19 protein-coding genes, 1 pseudogene and 1 riboswitch are annotated in these 22323 nt (G+C 74.8%); of the genes and pseudogenes, 6 read left to right on the top strand and 14 right to left on the bottom strand.

Annotated features, from left to right (window positions below; all coding sequences use genetic code 11):
* A pseudogene (locus tag IIE03_RS02645) lies at window positions 1–558 on the bottom strand (hypothetical protein); the annotation flags it as partial.
* Between the two features lie 412 nt (window positions 559–970).
* On the opposite strand from IIE03_RS02645, the gene IIE03_RS02640 reads away from it, so the two are divergent.
* Entirely contained in the window at window positions 971–2470 is a 1500-nt protein-coding gene (locus IIE03_RS02640) for a cytochrome ubiquinol oxidase subunit I (RefSeq protein WP_192861170.1), read from the top strand.
* A gap of 121 nt (window positions 2471–2591) precedes the next feature.
* A complete protein-coding gene (gene cydB / locus IIE03_RS02635; RefSeq protein WP_192861169.1) occupies window positions 2592–3644 on the top strand; it encodes a cytochrome d ubiquinol oxidase subunit II in 1053 nt (350 codons plus the stop codon).
* Between the two features lie 4 nt (window positions 3645–3648).
* Here the strand turns inward: cydB and IIE03_RS02630 are convergent, their stop codons facing one another.
* The 3 genes from IIE03_RS02630 to IIE03_RS02620 are packed head-to-tail and all read right to left on the bottom strand — an operon-like array spanning window position 3649 to window position 6193.
* Window positions 3649–4521: a hypothetical protein gene (locus tag IIE03_RS02630; protein ID WP_192861168.1), complete on the bottom strand. Its 873-nt coding sequence runs from the start codon at window positions 4519–4521 to the stop codon at window positions 3649–3651.
* Entirely contained in the window at window positions 4518–5276 is a 759-nt protein-coding gene (locus IIE03_RS02625) for a hypothetical protein (protein ID WP_192861167.1), read from the bottom strand. Before IIE03_RS02625 ends, IIE03_RS02630 begins: the two co-directional genes overlap by 4 nt.
* A 5-nt stretch (window positions 5277–5281) precedes the next feature.
* Complete coding sequence (locus IIE03_RS02620; protein WP_192861166.1) at window positions 5282–6193, bottom strand: hypothetical protein; 912 nt, start codon at window positions 6191–6193, stop codon at window positions 5282–5284.
* 277 nt (window positions 6194–6470) lie between these two features.
* On the opposite strand from IIE03_RS02620, the gene cydD reads away from it, so the two are divergent.
* Both cydD and cydC read left to right on the top strand, forming a co-directional pair.
* Window positions 6471–8501 carry a thiol reductant ABC exporter subunit CydD gene (cydD, locus tag IIE03_RS02615; RefSeq protein ID WP_192861165.1) on the top strand — a complete coding sequence of 677 codons (2031 nt, stop codon included), beginning with the start codon at window positions 6471–6473 and terminating at the stop codon, window positions 8499–8501.
* The gene (gene cydC / locus IIE03_RS02610) at window positions 8498–10369 is read left to right on the top strand and encodes a thiol reductant ABC exporter subunit CydC (RefSeq protein ID WP_192861164.1); all 1872 of its coding nucleotides are present in this window, start codon (window positions 8498–8500) and stop codon (window positions 10367–10369) included. The genes cydD and cydC overlap by 4 nt, the downstream gene beginning before the upstream one ends.
* Window positions 10370–10404: 35 nt before the next feature.
* On the opposite strand, the gene IIE03_RS02605 is transcribed toward cydC, so the two are convergent.
* A complete protein-coding gene (locus IIE03_RS02605) occupies window positions 10405–10932 on the bottom strand; it encodes a mycothiol transferase (RefSeq protein WP_192861163.1) in 528 nt (175 codons plus the stop codon).
* A 197-nt stretch (window positions 10933–11129) separates the two neighbouring features.
* Window positions 11130–11278, top strand: a riboswitch (cyclic di-AMP (ydaO/yuaA leader).
* 85 nt (window positions 11279–11363) lie between these two features.
* Here IIE03_RS02605 and IIE03_RS02600 point away from each other — a divergent pair.
* Together IIE03_RS02600 and IIE03_RS02595 are read left to right on the top strand one after the other, a co-directional pair.
* A complete protein-coding gene (locus tag IIE03_RS02600) occupies window positions 11364–12146 on the top strand; it encodes a C40 family peptidase (protein WP_318842763.1) in 783 nt (260 codons plus the stop codon).
* Window positions 12147–12319: 173 nt separating this feature from the next.
* The gene (locus IIE03_RS02595) at window positions 12320–13330 is read left to right on the top strand and encodes an NAD(P)-dependent oxidoreductase (RefSeq protein WP_318842762.1); all 1011 of its coding nucleotides are present in this window, start codon (window positions 12320–12322) and stop codon (window positions 13328–13330) included.
* Here IIE03_RS02595 and IIE03_RS02590 read toward each other — a convergent pair.
* The 9 genes from IIE03_RS02590 to IIE03_RS25570 all read right to left on the bottom strand — a co-directional run.
* Window positions 13275–14300: an Fpg/Nei family DNA glycosylase gene (locus tag IIE03_RS02590; protein WP_192861162.1), complete on the bottom strand. Its 1026-nt coding sequence runs from the start codon at window positions 14298–14300 to the stop codon at window positions 13275–13277. The genes IIE03_RS02595 and IIE03_RS02590 overlap by 56 nt on opposite strands.
* Window positions 14293–15150 (bottom strand): ribonuclease III, encoded by an 858-nt coding sequence (rnc, locus tag IIE03_RS02585; protein WP_192861161.1) that lies wholly within the window; start codon window positions 15148–15150, stop codon window positions 14293–14295. The genes IIE03_RS02590 and rnc overlap by 8 nt, the downstream gene beginning before the upstream one ends.
* Window positions 15150–15344, bottom strand: coding sequence for a 50S ribosomal protein L32 (rpmF, locus tag IIE03_RS02580; protein WP_123813628.1), 195 nt, complete (start codon window positions 15342–15344; stop codon window positions 15150–15152). Before rpmF ends, rnc begins: the two co-directional genes overlap by 1 nt.
* A gap of 2 nt (window positions 15345–15346) precedes the next feature.
* A complete protein-coding gene (locus tag IIE03_RS02575; protein WP_318842764.1) occupies window positions 15347–15901 on the bottom strand; it encodes a YceD family protein in 555 nt (184 codons plus the stop codon).
* 240 nt (window positions 15902–16141) lie between these two features.
* A complete protein-coding gene (coaD, locus tag IIE03_RS02570; protein WP_192861160.1) occupies window positions 16142–16624 on the bottom strand; it encodes a pantetheine-phosphate adenylyltransferase in 483 nt (160 codons plus the stop codon).
* Between the two features lie 50 nt (window positions 16625–16674).
* Window positions 16675–17271 (bottom strand): 16S rRNA (guanine(966)-N(2))-methyltransferase RsmD, encoded by a 597-nt coding sequence (rsmD, locus tag IIE03_RS02565; protein ID WP_318842761.1) that lies wholly within the window; start codon window positions 17269–17271, stop codon window positions 16675–16677.
* A gap of 165 nt (window positions 17272–17436) precedes the next feature.
* Complete coding sequence (locus tag IIE03_RS26595; protein ID WP_192861159.1) at window positions 17437–18606, bottom strand: endonuclease/exonuclease/phosphatase family protein; 1170 nt, start codon at window positions 18604–18606, stop codon at window positions 17437–17439.
* Window positions 18607–18654: 48 nt separating this feature from the next.
* A complete protein-coding gene (locus tag IIE03_RS02555; RefSeq protein WP_318842760.1) occupies window positions 18655–20937 on the bottom strand; it encodes an ATP-dependent DNA helicase RecG in 2283 nt (760 codons plus the stop codon).
* On the bottom strand, window positions 20934–22323 hold a 1390-nt coding region (locus tag IIE03_RS25570), incomplete at its 5' end, for a DAK2 domain-containing protein (RefSeq protein WP_463352368.1). The genes IIE03_RS02555 and IIE03_RS25570, both read right to left, overlap by 4 nt.

Raw genomic sequence — 22323 nt, 5'->3', positions numbered from 1 at the left:
GGCCGTCGTTCCGGCGCCGGCCTCGGCCCGGGCGGTCTGCCGGGAACGCCGCGCGGGCTCCGCCGTCTCGACGGCGCCTGCGGCCTTGGTGGCACGGCGCGAACGGCGCTTCGGCGCCGGCTCCGCTTCCACCGGCTCCACCCCGGACGGTTCGACATCCGACGCCGCGGCGGGTTCCGACCGCTCGGCGCCCGCGGGGGCGGGCGCGACGCTCTCGACGGGCGCGGCGGCCGGATCCGTCCCGGTCTCCGGAGTCGCCTCGCTCACCGAGGCGGCCGTCGCCTCCGCCGGCGCCGCGGAACCGCGGCGGGCGCGACGCCGCGGACGCAACGCGGCTCCCGTACCGGCGGTGACGTTCGACGCCGGAGCCGGGGCCGACGACGGCTCCGCCACCGGGGCGGCCTTGATGACGATGGGGGCGACCGTCTTGGCGGGCGCCGACGTGGTGCGGGTGGCCCGGCGTCGCGCCGGCTTGCTCGTCGTCGCGGGGGCCTCGGCCTCGCCGTCGTGATCGTTCTGTGACCCGGCGGTCGGACCGGCGGTAGAGGGAGTCGTCACGTGGGTAGCTCCTGTGCTGGGGCCCGCCCCACATCGGCGGACCGCCAGGCGGTCGGTAGTCCTGCGGCACGTCGCCTCGGAGCGCCGTGCCGGACAGAAGTCTCGGTTGCGGCCCCACGGCCGTGTCTTCGCGGACGCCTGCGACCCGGATCCCTGTCGATCTCCGTCGTCGCGGCACCGCGGCGGACGCGGTCCTGCGGGCTCTGCATCCCCGGCCAGGATGTGGGTCCGGCAAGGGCATGTTCATTATCGCACAGGCGCGCCGGCCCCGGCCGGGCCGACCCGCCGGTGCGCACCGACACCAGGGCCAGTGGCCGATGTCACGCGGTGCGTCGTCAAGCTCGGGCACCCGACGGGCATAAGCTGCTTGTGAAGAATTGAACAAGCATCGAACCGACCCGCAGGAGCCCCAGTGGACGCACTCGATCTGGCGCGATGGCAGTTCGCCGTCACCACGGTCTACCACTTCATCTTCGTCCCGCTGACGATCGGTCTCGCCCCGCTCGTCGCCATCATGCAGACGGCCTGGGTGCGGACCGGGAACGAACGCTGGCTGCGGCTGACGAAGTTCTTCGGGAAGCTCTTCCTCATCAACTTCGCCATGGGCGTGGTGACCGGCATCGTGCAGGAGTTCCAGTTCGGCATGAACTGGAGCGAGTACTCGCGGTTCGTCGGCGACGTGTTCGGCGCGCCGCTCGCGATCGAGGCCCTCGCCGCGTTCTTCGTCGAGTCCACCTTCCTGGGGCTGTGGATCTTCGGCTGGGACCGGCTGAACAAGAAGGTGCACCTCGCCTGCATCTGGGCGGTCGCCGTCGCCGTGAACCTGTCCGCGTTCTTCATCCTCGCGGCCAACTCCTGGATGCAGCATCCCGTGGGCGCGCGGTTCAACCCCGAGACGGGGCGGGCCGAGATGGAGTCCCTCTGGGCGATCCTCGCCAACAACACGCTCTGGGCCGCCTTCCCGCACGCGGTCGCGGCGGCCTTCCTCACCGCCGGAACGTTCGTGGCCGGCATCGCCGCCTGGTGGATGGTGCGCCTCGTGCGCAGCGGAGACGAGACCAAGGTGGCCCTCGCACGCGACGTCTACCGGCCCGCCGTCGTCCTCGGCACGGTCACGATGCTGGTGGCCGGAGTCGGCGTCGGCCTCTCGGGGGACTTCCAGGGGAAGCTCATGTTCGAGCAGCAGCCGGGCAAGATGGCGTCGGCCGAGGCGCTGTGCGAGGGCACCGAGGGCGCGAGCTTCTCCATCCTCACCATCGGTGACCTGTCCAACTCGTGCGAGGGCGTGCGGCACATCCTCGAGGTGCCGGGCCTGGCCAGCTACCTGGGCACGGGCAGCTTCAGCGGCGAGGAGAGCTACCTGCCCGGCGTGTACGACGTGCAGGCGGAGTACACCGAGCGCTACGGCGAGACGAACGCCGCCGACGACCCGGTCTCCTACACCCCGAACCTCGCCCTGACCTACTGGTCGTTCCGGCTCATGATCGGCTTCGCCGCCGGCTCGGCCGCCCTGGCACTGCTCGCGCTCTGGTTCACCCGCGGCGGGCGGGTCACCGGCAACCCGTGGTTCGCCCGGGTCGGGATCTGGGCGATCCCCACCCCGTTCCTCGCCTCCTCGTTCGGCTGGATCTTCACCGAGACCGGCCGCCAGCCGTGGGTCGTGGCGCCGAACCCGACCGGCATCGACCAGGTCCGCCTGCTCACCGAGCGCGGCGTGTCCACGGTCGTCAGCCCCGGCATGGTGCTCGCCTCGATGATCGTGTTCACCGTCCTGTACGGCGTGCTCGCCGTCGTCTGGGTCCGGCTCATGCACCGCTACGCGGTGGAGGGCGCGCCCGACACCGTCCGCGACGAGTCGCCGGAGGCGCAGGCCGACGACGACGCCGACCGCCCCCTCTCCTTCGCCTACTGAACCGTCCGGAGCCGCCGGGCTCGGCCTCGGCCCTGCGGGCGCTCGTACCTCGCGTCCTCGGTCCTCGCACCGTTTCCGGCGGCCCGGGACCGGTGACCAGATCTTCGAAAGGAACCGACACATGGATCTCGCAATCTTCTGGTTCGCGCTCATCGCGGTCCTGTGGACCGGCTACCTCGTCCTGGAGGGGTTCGACTTCGGCGTCGGCATGCTGCTGTCGATCCTGCCGCGCGGCCGCGACCCGGAGCACCGTGACAAGGAGCGCCGCGTCCTGATCAACACGATCGGGCCCGTGTGGGACGGGAACGAGGTGTGGCTGATCACCGCGGGCGGCGCGACGTTCGCCGCGTTCCCCGAGTGGTACGCCACGCTGTTCTCCGGCTTCTACGTGCCGCTGCTGCTCATCCTCGTGGCGCTGATCGTGCGTGGCGTCGCGTTCGAGTACCGCGGCAAGATCTCCGACGAGAGCTGGCGGCGCCGCTGCGACGTGGCCATCCAGGTGGGGTCGTGGGTGCCGGCCGTGCTGTGGGGCGTGGCGTTCGCCAACCTGGTACGCGGCGTCGAGCTGGACGCGGGGCACCAGTACGTGGGCGGCCTCTGGGCGCTGCTCAGCCCCTTCGCCCTGCTCGGCGGGCTCGTCACCACGGTGCTGTTCCTGCTGCACGGCGCGATCTTCGTGGCGCTCAAGACGAGCGGCGACATCCGCGAGCGTGCCGTCCGCCTGGCTCACGTCCTCTCCTGGGTGGCCGTCGTCGTCGCGGGCGGCTGGGCCGTCTGGGCGCAGGTGGCGTACTCGGCGCCGTGGACGTGGGCGGCCGTGGTGGTCGCCGCGGGCGCGCTGGCCGGCGTCGTCGTGACGACCCGGCGGTCCGCCGAGGGCCGAGCGTTCGGGCTGTCGGCCGTGGTGCTGATCGCGGCCGTGGTACTGATCTTCGGATCCATGTACCCCGACGTGATGCCCGGGCTCGACGGCGGTGAGTCGCTGACCATCGGCGAGGCGGCGTCGACCCCGTACACGCTGGGCGTGATGACCGTCGTCGCGGTGATCCTCACCCCGCTCGTGGTCGCCTACCAGGCATGGACGTACTGGGTGTTCCGGCGCCGCCTGTCGGTGCGGGACATCCCCGCCCCGGCGGGCCTGACCTGGAAGAAGATCAAGGACGCCGCCTTCTGAGGGATCACGGGGCCGTGTCCAGGGTGGCCAGCGCGACGCGTTCCCCCGGCACCCAGGGTGCGCCGATCGCGCAGATCGCGGGCCGTGCGGCGCAGTCGACGTACTCGTCGGCGTGCCTGCCGTGGGACCGCTGGAACAGCGGGTAGGCGGCGATGTCCACCCGGAACCCGCCGTCGGCGTCGGCGACGGCGGCCGTACCGTACTCGTAGAGGCAGTCCGGTCCGTCGACGCCCCTCCCGTCCGCGGCGACGGGGCACTGCGAGAGGTCGACGTCGGCCCCGGGCTCGAAGCCGCTGCCGGTCACGACGGCGGTCCCGGTGTTGGCCCGGACGTCGTAGCTCCACGACTCGATGGTCAGCTCCGGTGCCTCGGGCACGACGACGCCGTCGGGCAGGCCGAACGGCGCGGTCGCGCGCACGGTCCGCCCGTCGGTGACGACGCCGAGCACGCACCCGGTGTCGCACAGCACCTCGTGGCCGTTGATCTTGAGGAAGGCCTCGGGCTCGACCGTCGTGCGCAGGCTGCCGTCGGCCGACGTCTCCACGGCGACGCCCGCGTCCGAGTTGAACGAGCACATCGCGTCGGCGGCGCCCCGGTCGAGCTGCACGAACTCGGCCGCGCACGGCAGCACCTCGACGACCCGGCCGCCGGGCAGGCCCTCGGCCCGCACCCGGAGGCTCTCGTTCGCCGGCACCACCTCGAGGGTGGGCCGGTCCGGGCCCGGGGCGTCGGGCTCGGCGGCCTCCGCCGTCGGCGGCGGCGCGCTCGGGGACGACGACGGCCGCGGGCCGTCCGGGCCACCCGCGTCGCACGCCGCGAGCGCCAGGAGGAGCGTCCCGGCCAGGAGGGGTGTGGTGAGGCGCCGGGCGGCCGTCACGGGTACCCCAGGTACTCGTCGACGGACTTGCCGATCCGCCAGGAGTAGTCCTCCTCGCCGAGCAGCCAGTTCGTGCCCTTGTTCCAGGTGTGGAACTCCATCTCCAGGTAGCAGGCGACCGCGGTCGTGTTGTTCAGCTCTCCCAGGTTGGACCGGTAGGCGCGCACGTCGTTGGTGCCGGGGCTGGCGGGGCCGAACCAGCGGACGAACGTGTCCGAGCAGTCGCGGCCCGCCGGGGAGACGTACATCATGAGCGTCCCGTGGTCGCGGTCGGTGGTGTTGCCGCACGTCTCGCCGCGGGCGTTGGAGTGGAGCGGGAGGTGCAGGTCGGCGCCGTAGTTGTTGGAGCTGTTCACGTTCTGGTTGAGCGTGCCGGTCCCGCGGCGGACGCGGTACCCGCGTTCGAGGAGGCTGAGGCGGTCCTCCTGGGCGCCGTTGATCGCGTGGAGGGCGGTCGCGTACGACTGCGCGTTCTCGGAGTAGCCGCCGCAGCCGTGGTTGGTGATGCAGGAGCCGCCGGGTACGCCGTCGTTCCCGTCGTGGCAGGCCTGGGAGAGGTAGACGCGCTTGCCGTTCCAGGTGCCGGGGTTGTAGTCGACGTCGGCGGCGGCCGGCGGTGCGAGGCCGACGGTGACGAGGGCGGCGGTGGTGAAGACGGCGGTGACGAGGGCGGCGGTGGTGAGAACGGCGGTGAGGACGGCGGCCGGTCGCGTCGCGCCGGCGGGGCCGCGGGGCGGTCGGAGGCTCGTGGGCACGGGGGTCACTCCTCTTCACCGCCGGATGCACCGCCGGGCTCGGCGGGGAGCTCGACGGGAAGGGGAACGGTGGCGCACATGTCGCCGTCGACGGCGGTCGCGTAGGCGAGGCAGTCGCCGGCGACGCGGAAGCGGACGGAGTCGAGGGCGCCGTTGCTGTACGCCGTGAAGAGGAGGGCCCGGTCGATCTCGTGGGCGGGGACGGGAGCGTTCGCCGCCGCGCCGGGGAAGTCCGCCGGGAGGTCGACGACGGCCTGCCCGCCGCTGACGGAGGCCCGGCTCGCCGCGAGGTCGGCCCCGGGGATCAGTTCGGCGAGCACCATGTCGACCGCGGCGCCGAGCGAGTGCCGGACGCCGCCCCGGACGGGTGCGGCGGGTGGCTCGTGGCCGGTGGCGGGGTCGCAGCCGAGGTACGGCACGGTGGACCCGTCGTCGGTCCTGGCTCCCACCGGCAGGTCCGGGCACGCCGGCGGTTCGACGGGCCGGTCCCCCTCGGCCTCGGCGGCCGCGGCGTCGAGCGCGGCCCGTTCCTCGCCGTCGGGGGCGTCGAGGCCGGTGACCTCGATGGTCCAGCCGTCGAGCTCGGCGCTCGTCTCGTCCATCCAGGCGTGGACGGCCTCCGGGGACCGGGACATGTCGACGGTCGCGGTGCGGGCCTGCTCGTCGACGTCGGTCACGAAGGAGCGGGTGAGTGCCGCGGCGGCCGCGGCGGAGAGGGAGTCGCGGGCGGCCGCGCGGTCGGCTCCCGCGGGGGCGGGGATCCTGGAGTCCTGCAGCACGCCGATGACCGCGGCGAGCAGCAGCAGGGCGAGGAGGGCGGCAAGCACGCGGGACGTTCGCCGCCGGGCACCGGACCCGGCCGCCGTGCCGGCCGCGGGCGTCCCGAGGGGCGCCACGATCTTTCTGACCACCGTCATCGGTCACTCCGTCATCGAAGTCCTGAATTGCGGGAACGACGTTTCTGGGGCGGATCAGTAATGATTTATTGCCTCTTGAAATGAAAGTGTGCACAGCGGCGGGTGAAATCGGCAAGAGATAGAGCGACGGATGGCACATCCGTTACTTGCTGGGCATCTCAGGCGTAGAACGCCGTGGGGCGAGGCATCCGGAGCCGCGCCGCGGCCACCGGAGATCACCGCGATCTGTGAGGGACGGCATGCCCCGTTTCCGGCCCTGACGCGCAAAGATGGGCACGTGCGTCCCCTCGATCCACGACTCCGGCACATCCGGCCGGCCCGTTCGTACCTCATGCTGACCGTCGGGCTGGGGCTGGCGTCCGCCGGACTCGTCGTCGCGCAGGCCCTGCTCATCGCGGCCCTGCTGGCCCCGGTGATCCAGAACCCGGGCGTGACGCCCCCCGTGGTGCTGTTCGTGGCGCTGGGCGTCGTCGTCGCCGGCCGCGCCGTCGTCGCCTGGGCGCAGGAGCGATACGCACGGCGAGCGGCGTCGCGCACGATCGCGGATCTGCGCGAGCAGGTCACGCACGCGGTCGCCACGCGACCGCCCCGCGGCACGGGCGCCGCGCCGGCCGGCACGGGCGTCGCCACCCTGGTCACCCGCGGGCTCGACGACCTCGAACCCTATCTGGTGCGCTACGTGCCGCAGCTCGTGCTGACCGCGCTGCTCACCCCCGCCCTGGTGCTCGTCGTGCTGTGGCTGGACTGGGTCTCGGCGGCCGTCGTGGCCGTGACGCTGCCGCTCGTGCCGATCTTCATGGTGCTCGTGGGACGCCTCACGGCGGGCTCCTCGGAGCGGCGGCTCGCGACGGTCGCCCGGCTGGGTGACCAGGTGCTCGACCTCGTCGCCGGCCTCCCGACCCTGCGCGCGTTCGGACGTGCGGCCGGACCGGCGGCCCGGGTGAGGGCGCTCGGCGACGCCTCCCGCCGCGCGACGATGCGGACCCTGCGCGTGGCGTTCCTGTCCTCGATGGTGCTGGAGCTGCTGACGACGCTGTCCGTCGCGATCGTCGCCGTCGGAGTCGGCCTGCGCCTCGTCGAGGGCCACATGGACCTGCTGCCCGCGATCGCCGTCCTGGTCCTCGCCCCGGAGGTATACCTCCCGCTGCGCCGGGTGGGGGCGGAGTTCCACGCGTCGGTCGACGGCGTGGCGGCCGCGGGCCGGGCCCTCGACCTCCTCGACGCGGGGGACGCGGCCCGTCGCGTCCCCGGCGGGAGCGGCCCGGACGGCCCGCGGCCGGCGTCGGGCGGGCCCGGGGCGGACGACGCGAGCCGGACCGACGGCGGGAGCCCGACCGACAGGGGGAGCCGGGCCGACAGCGCGAGCCGGGCGAATGACCAGCAGGCGGCGGGCGGTCCCGCGCGAGCCGTCCCGGCGGCGCTCGTGTTCGACGACGTCCACGTGCGCGCGGGCGACCGGGACGTGGTCGCGCCCGCCGGGCTCACGGCGCGCGTGCCGCTCGGCTCGGGCCGTCCCGGGGACGGTCGGGTCGTGGCGCTCCGCGGGCCGAGCGGCTCCGGGAAGTCGACGGCGGTCCTGGCGGCGCTCGGACTGGTCGAACCGGACTCCGGCCGGGTGCTCCTGGAGCTGCCGGAGTCGGGTGAGGCACCCGATCGCCCACGCGGCCGGGCGCCCGGCGGCTCGCCCGGCACCTCACGCAGCGGACCGTCGGGCGGGCCGTCCGGCGAGGCACGGTTGGTGCCGCTGCGTGAGTTCGGCCTCGAGCACTGGTGGCACCACGTCACGTGGGTCCCCCAGCGGCCCGCGATCCCGCCGGGCTCGCTGCGCGAGGTCCTCCACGCGGCATCCGGCGGCGGGCCGGAGGCCGACGACGCGCCCGTGTCCCCGCGACGCACCGTGCGGGTCGCCCGGGCGGCACGGATGACGGGGCTCGACGCCGTCGTCCGCGACCTCCCACGCGGGTGGGACACCCGGGTCGGGCTGGGCGGTGCCGGACTGAGCGTGGGGCAGCGCCAGCGGGTGGCACTCACGGCCGCCCTGCTGGACGGCGGCGCCGACCGCCCCCTCGTGATCCTCGACGAGCCGACGGCGCACCTGGACGCCCGCTCGGAGGGGCAGATCCTCGACACCGTGCGCGCCTGGCGCGCCGAGGGCCGCACCGTGCTCGTCGTCGCGCATCGCGCGTCGCTGCTGGCGATCGCCGACCAGGTGATCGACGTCGCGGCACGGCCCGCGTCCGGCACCACCACGACCGGCGACGACAGGACCGACGCCAGGACCGACCTCGACTCCGGAGCCGCCCGATGAGCGCCACGCCCCGTCCGCAGCCGCCCACGGAGTTCCCCCCGGGCGACCCGCTCCTGGCGGCTTTTCCGCGTGCCACACCCTTGGGTGCCACGTCCTCAGGTGCCGGGTCTCCCGGGTCGGCGTCGTCGAGTGGCGTGTCGCGCGGCGGCCCGTCGTCGGATGCGTCGTCGTCGGACACTGCGGCGAACCGCCGGATCTGGCGCGCCGCACGGCGCGGTCCCCGCCGCGACCCGCTGTGGCGGCTGCTGCCCCTGCTGGAGGTCCGGCCCGGCCGCGTCGCGGCGGCCGTCGGGCTCGGCACGCTGGCGCTGGTCTGCGCGATCGGGCTGGCCGCCGTCGCGGCCTGGCTGATCGCGCGCGCCTCGCAGATGCCTCCGGTGCTCACACTGTCGGTGGCCGTGGTGGCGGTGCGGGCCTTCGGGATCGGGCGCGGCGTGCTGCGCTACCTGGAGCGCCTCGCCTCGCACGACGTCGCGCTGCGCGGCATGTCGGCGCTGCGGACGCGGGTCTACGCGGGCCTCGCGGACGCCCCCGGAACCCCGTCGGTGCGGCGCGGCGACCTGCTGGCACGGCTCGGCGCCGACGTCGACAGCGTGGGCGACGTCGTGGTGCGGGCCGTGATCCCCGCGGGGGTCGCCCTGGTGACCGGTGCCGGATCGGTCGTCCTGGTCGGGGTGTTCCTGCCGGAGGCAGGGATCGCGCTCGCGGTGTGCCTGCTGCTGGCGGGTGTCGTCGTGCCGTGGCTCGCCGCCCGGGCGGCCGCGCGGGTCGAGGCCGACGGCGCGGCGGCGCGCGGGCGGGTGAGCGGGCTCGCGCTCGAGCTCCTGGAGGAGGCGCCGCAGCTGCGCGTGGCGGGGCGGTTCGCCGCCCGGTCGGCGGAACTGCGGGCCGCCGACCGGGAGCTCGATGCCGTGCACGAGACGGGGGCGCGGGTGTCCGGGGTGTCGGCCGGGCTCGGATCGCTCGCGCAGGGGCTCGCGGTGGTGGCGGCGCTGCTGCTCGGGATCCCCGCGGTGGCGGCGGGCCGGCTCGCGCCCGAGGAGCTGAGCGTCGTCGTGCTCACCCCGCTCGCCGTCTTCGAGGCGACCGCGGGACTCCCGGCCGCGGCCGTCCAGTGGCACCGGTCCCGGGAGGCGGCCCGGCGGCTGCTCGGCCTGCTGGGGGACGGTTCGGACGGCTCGGCGGAACGGGTCGGCGAGTCACGCCCGGACCTGCACGGCGTCGCGCTGGATCTGGAGCCTGGCACGGTGACCGTGGTGACCGGGCCGTCGGGCTCGGGCAAGACGACCCTCCTCATGCGCTCCGCGGGGCTCCTCCCGGACCGGGGGGTGCTCCCGGCCGTCGCCGGAGGAGCACGAGCCGACGCGGTCGCGGCGTCGGCCGGCACGGGAACGGCACAGGCCCACGCGGGAGCGGCGCGCGACGACGTCGGGAGGGCGCCGGCGCTTGGCACACTGTTCGTGGCCGAGGACGGTCACGTGTTCGGGACCACCGTGCTCGAGAACCTCCGGGTGGCGCGCGGGGACGTCGACGAGGGCGAGGCGCGCGCGGCGCTCGGCGCCGTCGGGCTGACGCCGTGGCTCGACGGGCTGCCGGACGGCCTGGACACCCTGCTCGGGACCGACGCGACGAACGTGTCGGGCGGCGAACGGCGCCGGCTCCTCATCGCCCGGGCGCTGCTGGCCCGCGCGGACGCACTGCTCGTCGACGAGCCGGCCGAGCACCTCGACGCGGCGGCGGCCGACGACGTCATGCGCGTCCTCGCGCATCACGCACGCACCACCGGCACGGCGGTCGCCCTGGCGACTCACCGCCCGGCCCCCCGGGGTCTGGCCGACCGCGAGATCGCCCTGACGCCCCGCGCCTGACGCCGGCCACGCGCGCAGCCCGCCCCGCGCCGCCGTCACTCCCCCGTCGCGCCGTCGATCTGCTCGCGGGCCGCGTCCAGGTGGCCGGCGTGCCGGGCGTACTCCTGGAGCACGTGGAACGCGATCCACAGCAGCGTGGGCGGCGTCTCGCCCGGGCCGAACCGGCCGCCGGTCGCGCCGCGCTCCGCCAGGTCGCGGGTGGCCAGGATGTCGCGGGTGCGAGCGCCGCCGTCGTGCAGCCGCCGCAGCCAGTCGTCGAGGTCCGCGTCGTCCGCCGGGACCGCCCAGGCCCCCTCCGGGTCCCCGGCGACGTGGTCGCCCCACGGGTCGGGCACATTCTCCGCCAGAAATCCCCACACGAACCACCGCCGCTCCATGTGCACGAGGTGCACGAGCAGTTCGAGCGGCGACCACCCGGACTCGAGCGGGCGGGCGCCGAGACCCTCGGGGCCCAGGCCTCGGACCTTGCGCTCGACGGCACCCCGGTAGTAGTCCAGGTAGGCCACGAACTGCTCGGCCGGATCGGCGGAGTCGACACGCGGTTCGACGTCGGAGAGCGGCATGCCGCCACCCTAGGTGATTGTTCGGGCGCGCGGCATTTCGCAGGCATGACCTGCGATGACACACCCTTTCCGAGGGGTCCGGAACGCGGGTGAAAACCTTCGCGTGACCAATTCGTGACATCGGGCGCGATCCTCTGTACTGTCATCCCCAGCCGCGGACCCAGACCGTGGCTCCGGATCCGGCCGCCGAGCCCCGCCACCGGATCTGGCCAGCGAAAACATGGCGGGGACGGGGGAACCAGGTAGGACGGGCCACAAGGCCCTTGGGGTGAAGCCTCCTTCGGGAGGCCGGGTGATCTCCCATCCGAACCCGACAGCTCACCTCGCAGGCGTCGGAGGAGAACGTGGCCATCATCACGCCCGAAACCAGCCGCCCGTCCCGTCGCGGTCGTCACCGCGCCGAGCGTCCCGCAGTCACTCCGCTGTCCGGCGTGAGTGAGGCCGCCGCCAGGACAGGCGCGATCGCCGCCGTCACGGGCGGCATGCTTGCCTCGGTGTTCTCGTCGAGCGCCAACGCCGCCCCGGCCGAGAACGCCAAGCAGACCGTCGACTACGGCAAGGCGGACGCCCGCGTCGCCGGCACCCTGGCCGACGAACTCGTCGACCAGGTCCGGGTCTCCAAGCAGGCCGAGACCGTCGTCGAGGCCCACACCGTCAAGGTCACGCCGTACGCGGAGACCGCCGAGGGCAAGGCCGAGGCGAGGCGCATCGCCGAGGAGAGGCGCCAGGCCGAGCTCGAGCGGCAGCGCCAGGCGGAGCTCGAGGCCCAGCGTCAGGCGGAGGCCGAGGCGCGGGCCGCCGCGGAGGCCGAGGCGGCCGCCCAGGCGGAGGCCGAGGCTGCTGCGGCAGCCGAGGCCACCGTGTCCACCTCGACCGGCTCCTCCACGGGCCAGCAGGCCGTGAACCTCGCGATGGAGCTCGTCGGGACGCCCTACGTGCTCGGCGGGTCCACCCCGTCGGAGGGCCTGGACTGCTCCGGCCTGGTCAGCTACGTGTACGGGCAGCTCGGCATCAGCCTCCCCCGCACGTCGAGCGACCTGCGCTACGCCGGCACCGTCGTCTCGGACCCGCAGCCGGGCGACATCGTGTGGACCTCCGGGCACGTCGCGATCTACGCGGGCAACGGCATGATCGTCGAGGCGGTGCAGCCGGGCACGCCGCTGCGCTACACCTCGATGTGGCAGTCCAACCCGACGTTCGTCCGGGTCGCCTGACATCCAGGCGTGAGGTTCTCCTCCGTCGCACGAGCTTCCCGCGGGAACGCCAGGAGGGCAGCGCGGGAAGCTCGTGCCGGCGTGGGAAGGCTTGAGGCGAGGACTCCGGCGCGGAGCGACGCCGCCGAGCCGGGCGGCCCCGGCCGATCGCGCCGAGGCGTTACAGTCCCCGGGTGAAGATTCTCCTGCCCGACGTCGCGTTCGATCTCGGTTTCCGGCGGTTCCTGGACGACGACGGACGACACGCCCTCGCCGACGACGCCGTCGTGCCGTATGCCATGGACGAACCCGTCCCCGATGAGCACACCGACGCCGACGCGCTCGTCACCTGGGCGAACCCGCCCGCCCTCGTCGCCGACGCGGCACGCCGCCTCACCCGCCTGCGCTGGGTCCAGACGCTGTCGGCCGGTCCCGACGTGGCGCTGGCCGCGGGCTTCGCGGACGACGTCGTCATCTCCTCGGGGAGGTCGCTGCACGACGACACCGTGGCCGAGCACACCCTCATGCTGATCCTCGCGTCGGTGCGGCGGCTGCCGGAGGCCCTGGCGGCGCAGCGCGAGCACCGCTGGGCCGGTGAGATGGCGGCCGCCCAGGCGGCTCCCGACACCGACGCGCACTGGACCCTGTCCGGCGCGCGCGTCGTGCTGTGGGGCTTCGGGTCCATCGCGGAGCGCCTCGCGCCGCTGCTCGCCGGTCTCGGCGCGCAGGTGACCGGTGTCGCGGGGTCGGCGGGGACGCGTGCCGGGTTCGACGTCGTCGGCCCGGACGGTCTCGGCGACCTGCTGCCCACGACCGACGTCCTGGTCTCCCTGCTGCCGGCCGTGCCGAGCACGCGGCACGCGCTCGACGCCGGGGTCCTCGCGAAGCTGCCCGCGCACGCCCGGTTCGTCAACGCCGGACGCGGGGCGACCGTCGACGAGGCCGCCCTGGTCGACGCCCTCCGGGCCGGCCGCCTCGCGGGGGCAGCGCTCGACGTCATGGAGACCGAACCGCTGCCGCCCGACTCGCCGCTGTGGGACTGCCCGAACCTCGTCCTCACGCCGCACGTGGCCGGGGGCCGGCCGCGCGGCGCCGCACGCTTCCTCGCGAGCCAGGTCACGGCATGGGTGCGCGACGGCGCCCTGGGGCTCAGGAACGTGGTGCGCGCTGGCAGCGGGGGCAGTAGTACGACGACCGGTTCATGAACTGCTCACGCCGCACCTCCGTGCCGCAGCGGCGGCAGGGCTCGCCCTCGCGCCCGTACACGTTGAGCGATCGCTCGAAGTAGCCCGACTCGCCGTTCACGTTCACGTACAGCGCGTCGAACGAGGTGCCGCCGTGGCCCAGCGCCTCGCGCATCACCTCCGTGGCCGCGTCCAGCACCCGCAGCGCGTCCGCCTGCCGCATCCGCTCGGTGGGGCGGCGGCCGTGGACGCCGGCGCGCCACAGGGCCTCGTCGGCGTAGATGTTCCCCACCCCGGAGACGAGGGTCTGGTCGAGCAGTGCGCGCTTGATCTGCGTCCGACGACGGCGCACGCGCCGCGCCACCTCCGCGCGGTCCACGTACGGGTCGAGCAGGTCGCGCGCGATGTGCGCCACGGGCTCCGGCAGGAGCGGCAGGTCGCTGCCGAGCCCGGCGGGCAGGGATGGGTGGTCCGGAAGCGCCGAGCCGGCCGGGGACGCCGGGCCGCCCGGAAGGGCCTCGTCGTCCGGGACCAGGTCCTGGACGCTCAGGTGGCCGAACGTGCGCTGGTCGACGAAGTCGAGGTAGTGGGCGGGCGTGCCGTCGATCAGGGGCGCGCCCTCCAGGTGGAGACGCACGCGGAGGTGCGGGTGGCGCCAGTCGTCCGCGCTCTCCCCGCCGCGGACCAGGAGCTGGCCGGACATGCCGAGGTGGGCCAGGAGGGCCTCACCGGGAAGCCCGGCGGGCGGGCCGGCCGGGGCGGCGGGCGCGCCCGGGCCGTCGTCGTCGGACAACGGGAGCCAGAGGAACTTGCCGCGGCGGACGGCCGCGGCGAGGCGGCGACCGGTCAGGCGGCCGGCGAAGTCGAGGGAGCCGCCCTCGTGGCGCCGCACGCTGTAGCCCCGCAGCACCTCCACGCGCCGCACGACGGACCCGACGACGAAACGGTCGAGACCGTCGCGGACGGTCTCGACCTCGGGCAGCTCAGGCACCGGGCGCCTGCCGCGCCGGCGTGGCAGGCCCGTCCTCGGCGGGGGTCGCCGGGACGTTCTCCGTCTGCCGCTCGGCGGCCGCGGGGCTCCCGGCGGCGGTCTCCGTGCCGTTCCCCGTGCCGTTCTCGGTCGCCTCCGGCAGCGGGAACCTGGCGACCAGCGCCTTGTACGCCTCCTCGGCCGCCTCCTGCTCCGCGTGCTTCTTCGCCGAGCCGGAGCCCTGTCCGTAGGCGACGCCGTCGATCACCACCTCGGAATGGAAGATCCGGGCGTGCTCGGGGCCCTCGAAGGTCGCCAGGTAGTCCGGGGCGCCGAGGCCCCGCTCGGCGGCCGCCTCCTGCAGCGACGTCTTCCAGTCCAGGCCCGCGCCCAGGCCGGCGGCGACGTCGAGCTGGTCGTCGACCAGGCGGTGCACGAGGTCGCGGGACGCCTCGAGCCCGTGCGACACGTACGTGGCGCCGATCAGCGCCTCGACCGTGTCGGACAGGATCGAGTCCTTGTCGTAGCCGCGGGTGCGGATCTCACCCTTGCCGAGGAGCACGTAGCGGCCCAGCCCGAGCGTCCGCGCGATCTTCGCCAGCGACCGCTGCGACACGGTCGCGGCGCGCATCCGCGCGAGGTCGCCCTCGCTGGTGTCGGGGTGACGCCGGTACAGCGCCTCGGTCACCACGAGCCCGAGGACCGTGTCGCCCAGGAACTCCAGGCGCTCGTTCGTCGGGATCCCGCCCGCCTCGTGGGCGAACGAGCGATGCGTCAGGGCGAGCACGAGAAGCTCGGGGTCGAGAACGACCCCGAGCTTCTCCAGCAGCTCGCCCGGCTCCGAGGGAGTCGGAGCGCCGCGGCGGGCCATCAGCCCGCGTTGACGGTCTTCAGGGCGTCGCGGTAGGTACGGCCCTTGTACGCGCCGCACGTCGGGCACGCGGTGTGCTGCAGCTTGTCGGCCTGGCACGACGGGCAGGTGGTGAGGGTCGCCGCGGTGGTCTTCCACTGCGAACGACGCGCACGGGTGTTGCTGCGCGACATCTTGCGCTTCGGAACAGCCACGGTCAGCTCTCTTTCGTCTCGTCGGACACGCTCGGGGATTCGAGCATGCTCTGCAGCGCCGACCAGCGAGGGTCGACCTGATCATGATGGTGGCCGGGGTCGTCGGCCAGGCGTGCACCGCACTCGGAGCACAGGCCCGGGCAGTCCGGACGACACAGCGGTTGAAATGGTAGTGCAGTGACCACCGAATCTCGCAATGCGGGTTCGATGTCGGCGAGGTCGCCCTCCAGGACGGACGCCTCGTCCTCCGCCTCGTCGTCGCCGACCGCGGCCTCCGCCTCGGCCCGCTCCGGGTAGGCGAAGAGCTCCTGGACCGGCGCGTCGACGTCGACCGTGACCTCGTCGAGGCAGCGGACGCACTCGCCGACCGCCTCGCCGTGGACGGACCCGGAGATCAGCACGCCCTCCATGACGGCCTCGAGCCGCAGGTCGAGGTCCAGGTCGGCGCCCTCCGGAACGGCGATCACGGGGGTACCCACGGCAGACGGCGCCTGCACCGTGGCGCTGTGCGTGCGCATGGTGCCGGGACGCCGGGACAGCTCGTGCGTGTCGAGCACGAGCGGCGAGCGCGGGTCGAGTGTGATGGCAGGCTCCGGGAAGGTGCGATCGATTGCGGGATGGTGGTCCACGCAGGACCAGCCTGCAATCTTACGGCATCGGCCCGCATCGTGTCGGCCCGGAGCGGGTGTGATCCGCCACGCCCCGCGCCCGCCGGCGGGGTGCGGGGCTCCGGCCCGGGCGCGGACCCGGGCGGCGGTCGGTCGCACGACGACCGACCGCGGACAGCCGCACGCCGGTCAGCCGACGGCGGCGCGGACCGCCGCTCCGACGCCCTCCGGGACCAGGTCGTCGATCTCGCCGCCGTGCCGCGCGATGTCCTTCACCAGGGACGAGGCGATATGCGCGTACGCCTGATCGGCGACGACGAACACCGTCTCGACGCCCGACAGGTGGCGGTTCATCAGCGCCATCGGCAGCTCCGCGTCGAAGTCCGCGCCGCCCCGCAACCCCTTGACCACGGCGGTCGCGCCCACCTCCCGGCAGAAGTCGACGAGCAGCCCCTCGGCGATGCCGACCTCGATGTCCGCCGTGGCCGGGTCGGCCGCGAGCGCGGCGCGGGCCAGCGACGCGCGCGTGTCCGGGTCCAGGAGGCCGGACTTGCCGGGATTCTTGGCCACGGCGACGATCACGCGGTCGAACATGCTGCGCGCCCGCCGGACGACGTCGAGATGGCCGAGGGTGATCGGGTCGAAGGAACCCGGGCAGACGGCGATGGTCATGGCCCACACCCTACGGCGCCGGGCAGGGCTCCGCGGAGCCGCCACCCTGGTCACGGCTCGGGCCGTTGCCCGTCAGCCGTTGCCGGCTCCGCGTAGTACACCGCCGTCTCCCCGTAGGCCTTGTGTCCGAACGGGGTCAGGCCGTCCGGCCAGGCAGGCTCGGGGCTCCTGGCCGACCGTTCGACGACGACGACGGCACCGGGGGCCAGCACGCCCGGCGCGGCCAGGTCGCGCAGCACCTGCGCGAGACCGTCGTCGGACAGGTCGTAGGGCGGGTCGAGGAAGACCAGGTCGAGCGTGGCGCCGGACGGCGGCGTGGCCGCGAGCGCCGCCGTGTACCGCTCGACGGGTCCGGCGACGACCCGGACGCACGACGCGAGGCCGAGCGTCGCGACGTTCGCGCGCGCCGCGGCGACGGCTCCCCGGGCGGAGTCGACGAGGGTCACGTGCCGGGCGCCGCGGCTCGCGGCCTCCAGGCCGAGGGCGCCGGAACCGGCATAGAGGTCGAGCACGCGGGTGTCGTCGAGCACGTCGAGGTGATCGAGGCGGGAGAAGATCGCCTCGCGCACGCGATCGCTGGTGGGCCGGGTTCCCTTCGGGGGGACGACGAGCGTCCGCCCACCCATCGTCCCGGCAACGATCCTCACAGGGCAGAGTTTAGGGGTTGCCCGGGAGACCGGTCGGCCGCTCGTCGGGTGCCGGTCGCCTGACGGATGGTCGGTCGGAGGTCGGACGATCGGTTCCTCGGGCGGCCGATCATCCGGCCTCCGACCGACCGTGCGACATCCGACCGACTGCGCGGCGGCGGACCGTCAGGACCAGGGGAGGTCCACGGAGGCGACGACGGGGAGGTGGTCGCTTCCGGTGCGCGGCAGCGTCCGCACCTCGGTGACCGCGGCGCCGCGGGCGAGCACGTGGTCGATGGGCACCATCGGGAACGCGGCGGGGAACGTGAACCCGAGGCCGTGCCGCGGCTCGGACACGAGCGCGGTCACCGGCTCCAGCGCGGGGTCGTCGAGGGTCGCGTTCAGGTCGCCGGCCACGACGACGGCGTCGGACTCGTCGGCGGACAGGACCTCGGCGAGCAGCCCGACGCTCTGGTTCCGGGCCGCGACGTCGAGGCCGGTGGGGCCGAGCCTCATGGACGGCAGGTGCACCGCGTACACCGCGACGCCCGGGGTGTCGTCGTCCGGGACCACGGTGACCCGCATGCCCCGGTTCCAGCCGGGCCCGGCGCCGTCGGGTCGCAGGTCCACCTCCTGCGCGTCGCGCAGGGGGTGGACGGACCACACGCCGACCGTGCCGTGCACCTCCCGGTGCGGCAGCGCGTCGCCGAACGCTCGCGTGTACTGCTCGACGAGCGGGGAGGTGACCTCCTCCAGGACGACGACGTGGGGCCGGGCGGCGAGCAGCACCCCGACCGTCCCGGCGATGTCCCGGTTGTCGTCGCTGACGTTGTGCTGGACGACGATCAGGTCGTCGCGCGGGACGGGTTCCGCCGTGAGGCGTGGCCAGAGGACCCAGCCCCAGGCCGCGGCCGGCAGGAGGAACGCGAGGGTCGCGGTCGCGGAGCGGCGCGCCAGGCCGAGGAGGAGCAGCAGCGCGGCGAGCGCGCCCAGCCACGGCAGGATCGAGGCGACGAGGCTGGCCAGGCCGAGGGCGCCGGGGAGCTGGTCGCGGAACAGCAGCGCCGCCGCCAGCACGAGCTGGGCCGCGGCCAGCAGCAGACCACGCGACCACACGGTGCCGCGCCGGCGCCGCTTCACGCCGGGCTCGCCCTGGAACACGTCGTCGAACGGCGGGGGCGGGGTGGTGCCCGGGTCGGGGTACGGCACCGTGTCGCCCGACGGCGGGGGCGCGGCCCGTTCGACGTACGGCACGGTGTCGTACGTGCCTCCGGACGGTGGTGCGCTCGGCGGAGCACGGCGCGGGTCTCCGTGCGGCTCCGGCTGCCCCGGACGCCCGTACTGGTGGTCGCTCACGGGCGCGGACTCTACCCGCCAGGAGGTCGCGCGAGTAGGTGGCGTCGTCTAGGCCCGTTCGAGGAACTCCTCCTGCTCCGCGTCGAGCTGCTCGGCGATCGCGGCCGCGAGCTCGGGGGCGTAGTGCAGGTCCGGATCGGCCGCGACGACGCCGACCGCCTCGGCGCGGGCCTGCTCGATGAGCTTCGCGTCCTTGACCACGCGCAGCAGCCGGAGCGAGCTCGATCGCCCGGACTGCGCGGCGCCGAGCACGTCTCCTTCGCTCCGCAGCTCCAGGTCGGTGTTCGCGAGCTCGAACCCGTCCGTGGTCCGCACCATGGCTTCGAGACGCATGCCCGCCGTACCGCCCGGCGGCGCGTCCGAGACGAGCAGGCACAGGCCGGGCGCGGTGCCGCGCCCGACGCGCCCGCGCAGCTGGTGCAGCTGGGACAGGCCGAACCGGTCGGCGTCGAGGATCACCATGACGGTCGCCTCGGGCACGTCGACGCCGACCTCGACCACGGTGGTGGACACCAGCACGGGCGTCTCGCCCGAAGCGAACCGCGCCATCGCCTCGTCCTTGTCGGCGGGCGCCATCTGCCCGTGCAGGACGCCGATCTCGACGCCCGCGAGCTGCTCCCGCCCGCGCAGCTCCTCGACGACCTCCAGCACGGCCCGCAGCGGGACGGCGGGTGGTTCGCCCGGGCCGGGGCCCGCGTCGTCCCCGAGCGTGGCGGGCTCGGCCGCGGGGACGGTCTCCATGCCGTCCTCGCCGCCACCGCCCCCGCCGTCGTCGTCGGGGTGGATCCGGGGGCACACCACGTAGGCGCGGCCGCCCCGGTCGACCTCCTCCCGTACGCGCGCCCACGTCCGGTCCATCCACCGCCCGTTGCCCGCCGGGACGACATGCGTGGTGACGCCCGCGCGCCCCGCGGGCACCTCGGTGAGCGAGGAGGTCGCCAGGTCCCCGAACACCGTCATCGCGACGGTGCGCGGGATGGGGGTGGCCGTCATGACGAGCAGGTGCGGGGCCGAGTTCGCCTTGTCGCGCAGGCGGTCCCGCTGCTCCACGCCGAACCGGTGCTGCTCGTCCACGACGACCAGGCCGAGGTCCGCGAACTGGACGTGCTCGGACAGCAGGGCGTGCGTCCCGACGACGATCCCGGCCTCGCCGCTCGCGGCGGCGAGCAGCGCCTCCTTTCTCGCCTTCGCGCCCAGCGACCCGGTCAGCAGGACGACCCGGGTCGCGTTCTCCGCGCCGCCGAGCATCCCGCCCTCGGCGAGCGGGCCGAGCAGGGCGCGGAGCGTGCGCACGTGCTGGGCGGCGAGCACCTCGGTGGGGGCCAGCAGGGCCGCCTGGCCACCGGCGTCGACCACCTGGAGCATGGCGCGCAGTGCCACCACCGTCTTGCCGGACCCGACCTCGCCCTGCAGCAGGCGCTGCATCGGCCGGTCGGTGGCCAGCTCGGCGCTGATCTCGTCCCCCACGTCCCGCTGCCCGGCGGTCAGGTCGAACGGCAGCCGCGCGTCGAGGTCGGCGAGCAGGCTGCCTCCACCGGTGTCGGGGACGACACGCGGGCGCGGCGTGGCGGGACGGCCGGTGGCCAGCGCGCGCCGCTTGGCGAGCGCGGCCTGCAGCACGAACGCCTCCTCGAACCGGAGCCGGTGCTGCCCCGCGCGGACATCGGACAGGGTGTCCGGGCGGTGCACCTTGCGCAGCGCGGCGAGCCGCTCCGGGAGGCCGGCCCGTGCCCGGACCTCCATCGGCACGGGATCCGGGATGTCGGGGGGCGTCAGGGTGTCCAGGACCGTGCGCACGGCCTTCGCGATCTTCCAGCTCGGCACGTTCGCGGCCGCAGGGTAGATCGGGATGGGGCGCGCGGCCTCGGCGAGCATGTCCTCGTCCGACTCCAGGTCGTCCTCGCCCATCATCATGAACGCCGGGTGGGTGAGCTGGCGCTCGCCCCGGTACAGCCCGACCGTGCCGGTGAACAGGCCGGTGCGGCCGGGCACGAGCCGCTGCTCGTGCGCGTAGAGCGAGCCGCGGTGCTTGCCGAAGAACGTCAGGGAGAGGTGGTGCCTGCCGTCGGTGATGACCGCCTCCAGCAGGGCGCCCCGGCGGTTCCGCATGGGCCGCACCGTGGCCTGGACCACGCGGGCCATGACGGTGACGTGCTCCCCCGCCCGCAGCATGCTGATATCGGTCAGGCGGCCCGGGTCGTCGTAGCGCCGCGGGTAGTGGCCGATCAGGTCTCCCACCGTCTCCAGGCCGAGCTTGGCCAGCGGGTTCTTGCCGCGCGCCTGGCCGAGCGCGCGCGGCAGCGGCTCGTCCAGCCGGGGCCGCGGGTTCACACGCCCTCCCGCAGCGCCTGCCTGCCGACGGGCCCGCCCGCGGCGATCGCGCCGGGGTCCGATCGCCCGCCCCCTGGCGCCGGGCCTGGCGCCGGGCCCTCGCCGGCGGCCGTCTCGACGCCGAGGCCGGCCGCCTCCGCACCCGAGCCTGCCGTCTCGAGACCCGCGTCCGCCGTCTCGACACCCAGGTGGACCGTCCGGCCCGGGCGTCCCGTCGGCAGCGCGACCAGCTCCGCGGCGGGCGCCACCCGGGCGAGGACCACCGCGAGCTCTCCGGCCACGTGGGCGGCGTCGTCGTCCAGGAGTGCCGTGACGACCTCGGGCGGCCCGGCCACCCCGTCGGACCCGGCCGGCTCCGTCAGTTCCGCGAGCGCCGTCGCTGCCTCGGAGCCCGCGAGCGGGCCGACCACGCGCAGGCCCTCCAGGGCGGTACGCACCACGTCCTGCGGACTCGTGGCGCCCGGTGCGGTGCCGAGAGCCGCGAGCGCGACGACGACGTGCACGTCGGTCGGCGCGTCCAGCGTGACGATCTCGCCGAGGTCGCTGCCCCTCGGCCCGGAGCCTGGGTCGCTGCCGCCTGATCCGGTCCCGGCGCGGTCGCCGCCCGGCCCGAACGTGCGCCGGCCGCCGTCCGGCCCCGGACCGGGATCGCCGTCGTCCGGTCCGGGCACCGGGCGGTCGCCGCCCGGCACCGCCCAGGACCGGTCGCCGAGCACCAGGGCCCGGCGGGCGCCGGTGGAGGCCGCCGCGCGCTGCACGTCGTCGGACGTGGTCGCGTCGACCGTGGCGCCGAAGCCACCCGTGAGGAGCACGACCGCGCCGGTGTGCGCGAGATCGGCGGCCAGCGCCGGCGCCGTGGTGAGGGCGACGACGCCCCATTCGTGCGGGTCGGCCGCCTCGAGGTGGCGCACGTGCACCTGGGCGAGCGTGCCGGTGCCGGTGATCCCGGCGGCGACGGCGAGCGCGTCCGGCAGCCGGTCGGTGTGCACGTGCGCCTGCCAGACCGCGGTGCCTCCCCCGGTGTCACCGCCGACCACCACGACGGAGTCGCCGACGTCCTCGAGCCGGGACCGCAGCCGGGGCGCGACGTGCTCCGCTCCCGCCGCGCCGCGCGTGAGGACGAACATGAGCTCGAGCGCGCCCAGGCCGGTACCGGAGTGGTCGTGCGAGGCGGCCGGTTCGGGCGAGACGAAGGCCGCGCCGCGCCGGGGCTGGACGATCAGGTCGAGGCTCACGGGCTCCATCGTGCCGGGGCTGTCCGACACCGCCGCCGCCACGAACGCTCCGAGCACGAGCACGAGACCGCAGGCGCCGGCGTCGAGGACGCCGGCCGCGGCGAGCACGGGGTGCTCCGTCATGCTGGTGCGGGCGGCCTCGCGGGCCGCG

This window comes from Myceligenerans pegani (genome assembly GCF_014892515.1).
GTDB lineage: Bacteria > Actinomycetota > Actinomycetes > Actinomycetales > Cellulomonadaceae > Myceligenerans > Myceligenerans pegani.
The sequence above is the reverse complement of the archived record's forward strand: the minus strand, read 5'-3'. Positions and strand labels throughout refer to the sequence as shown.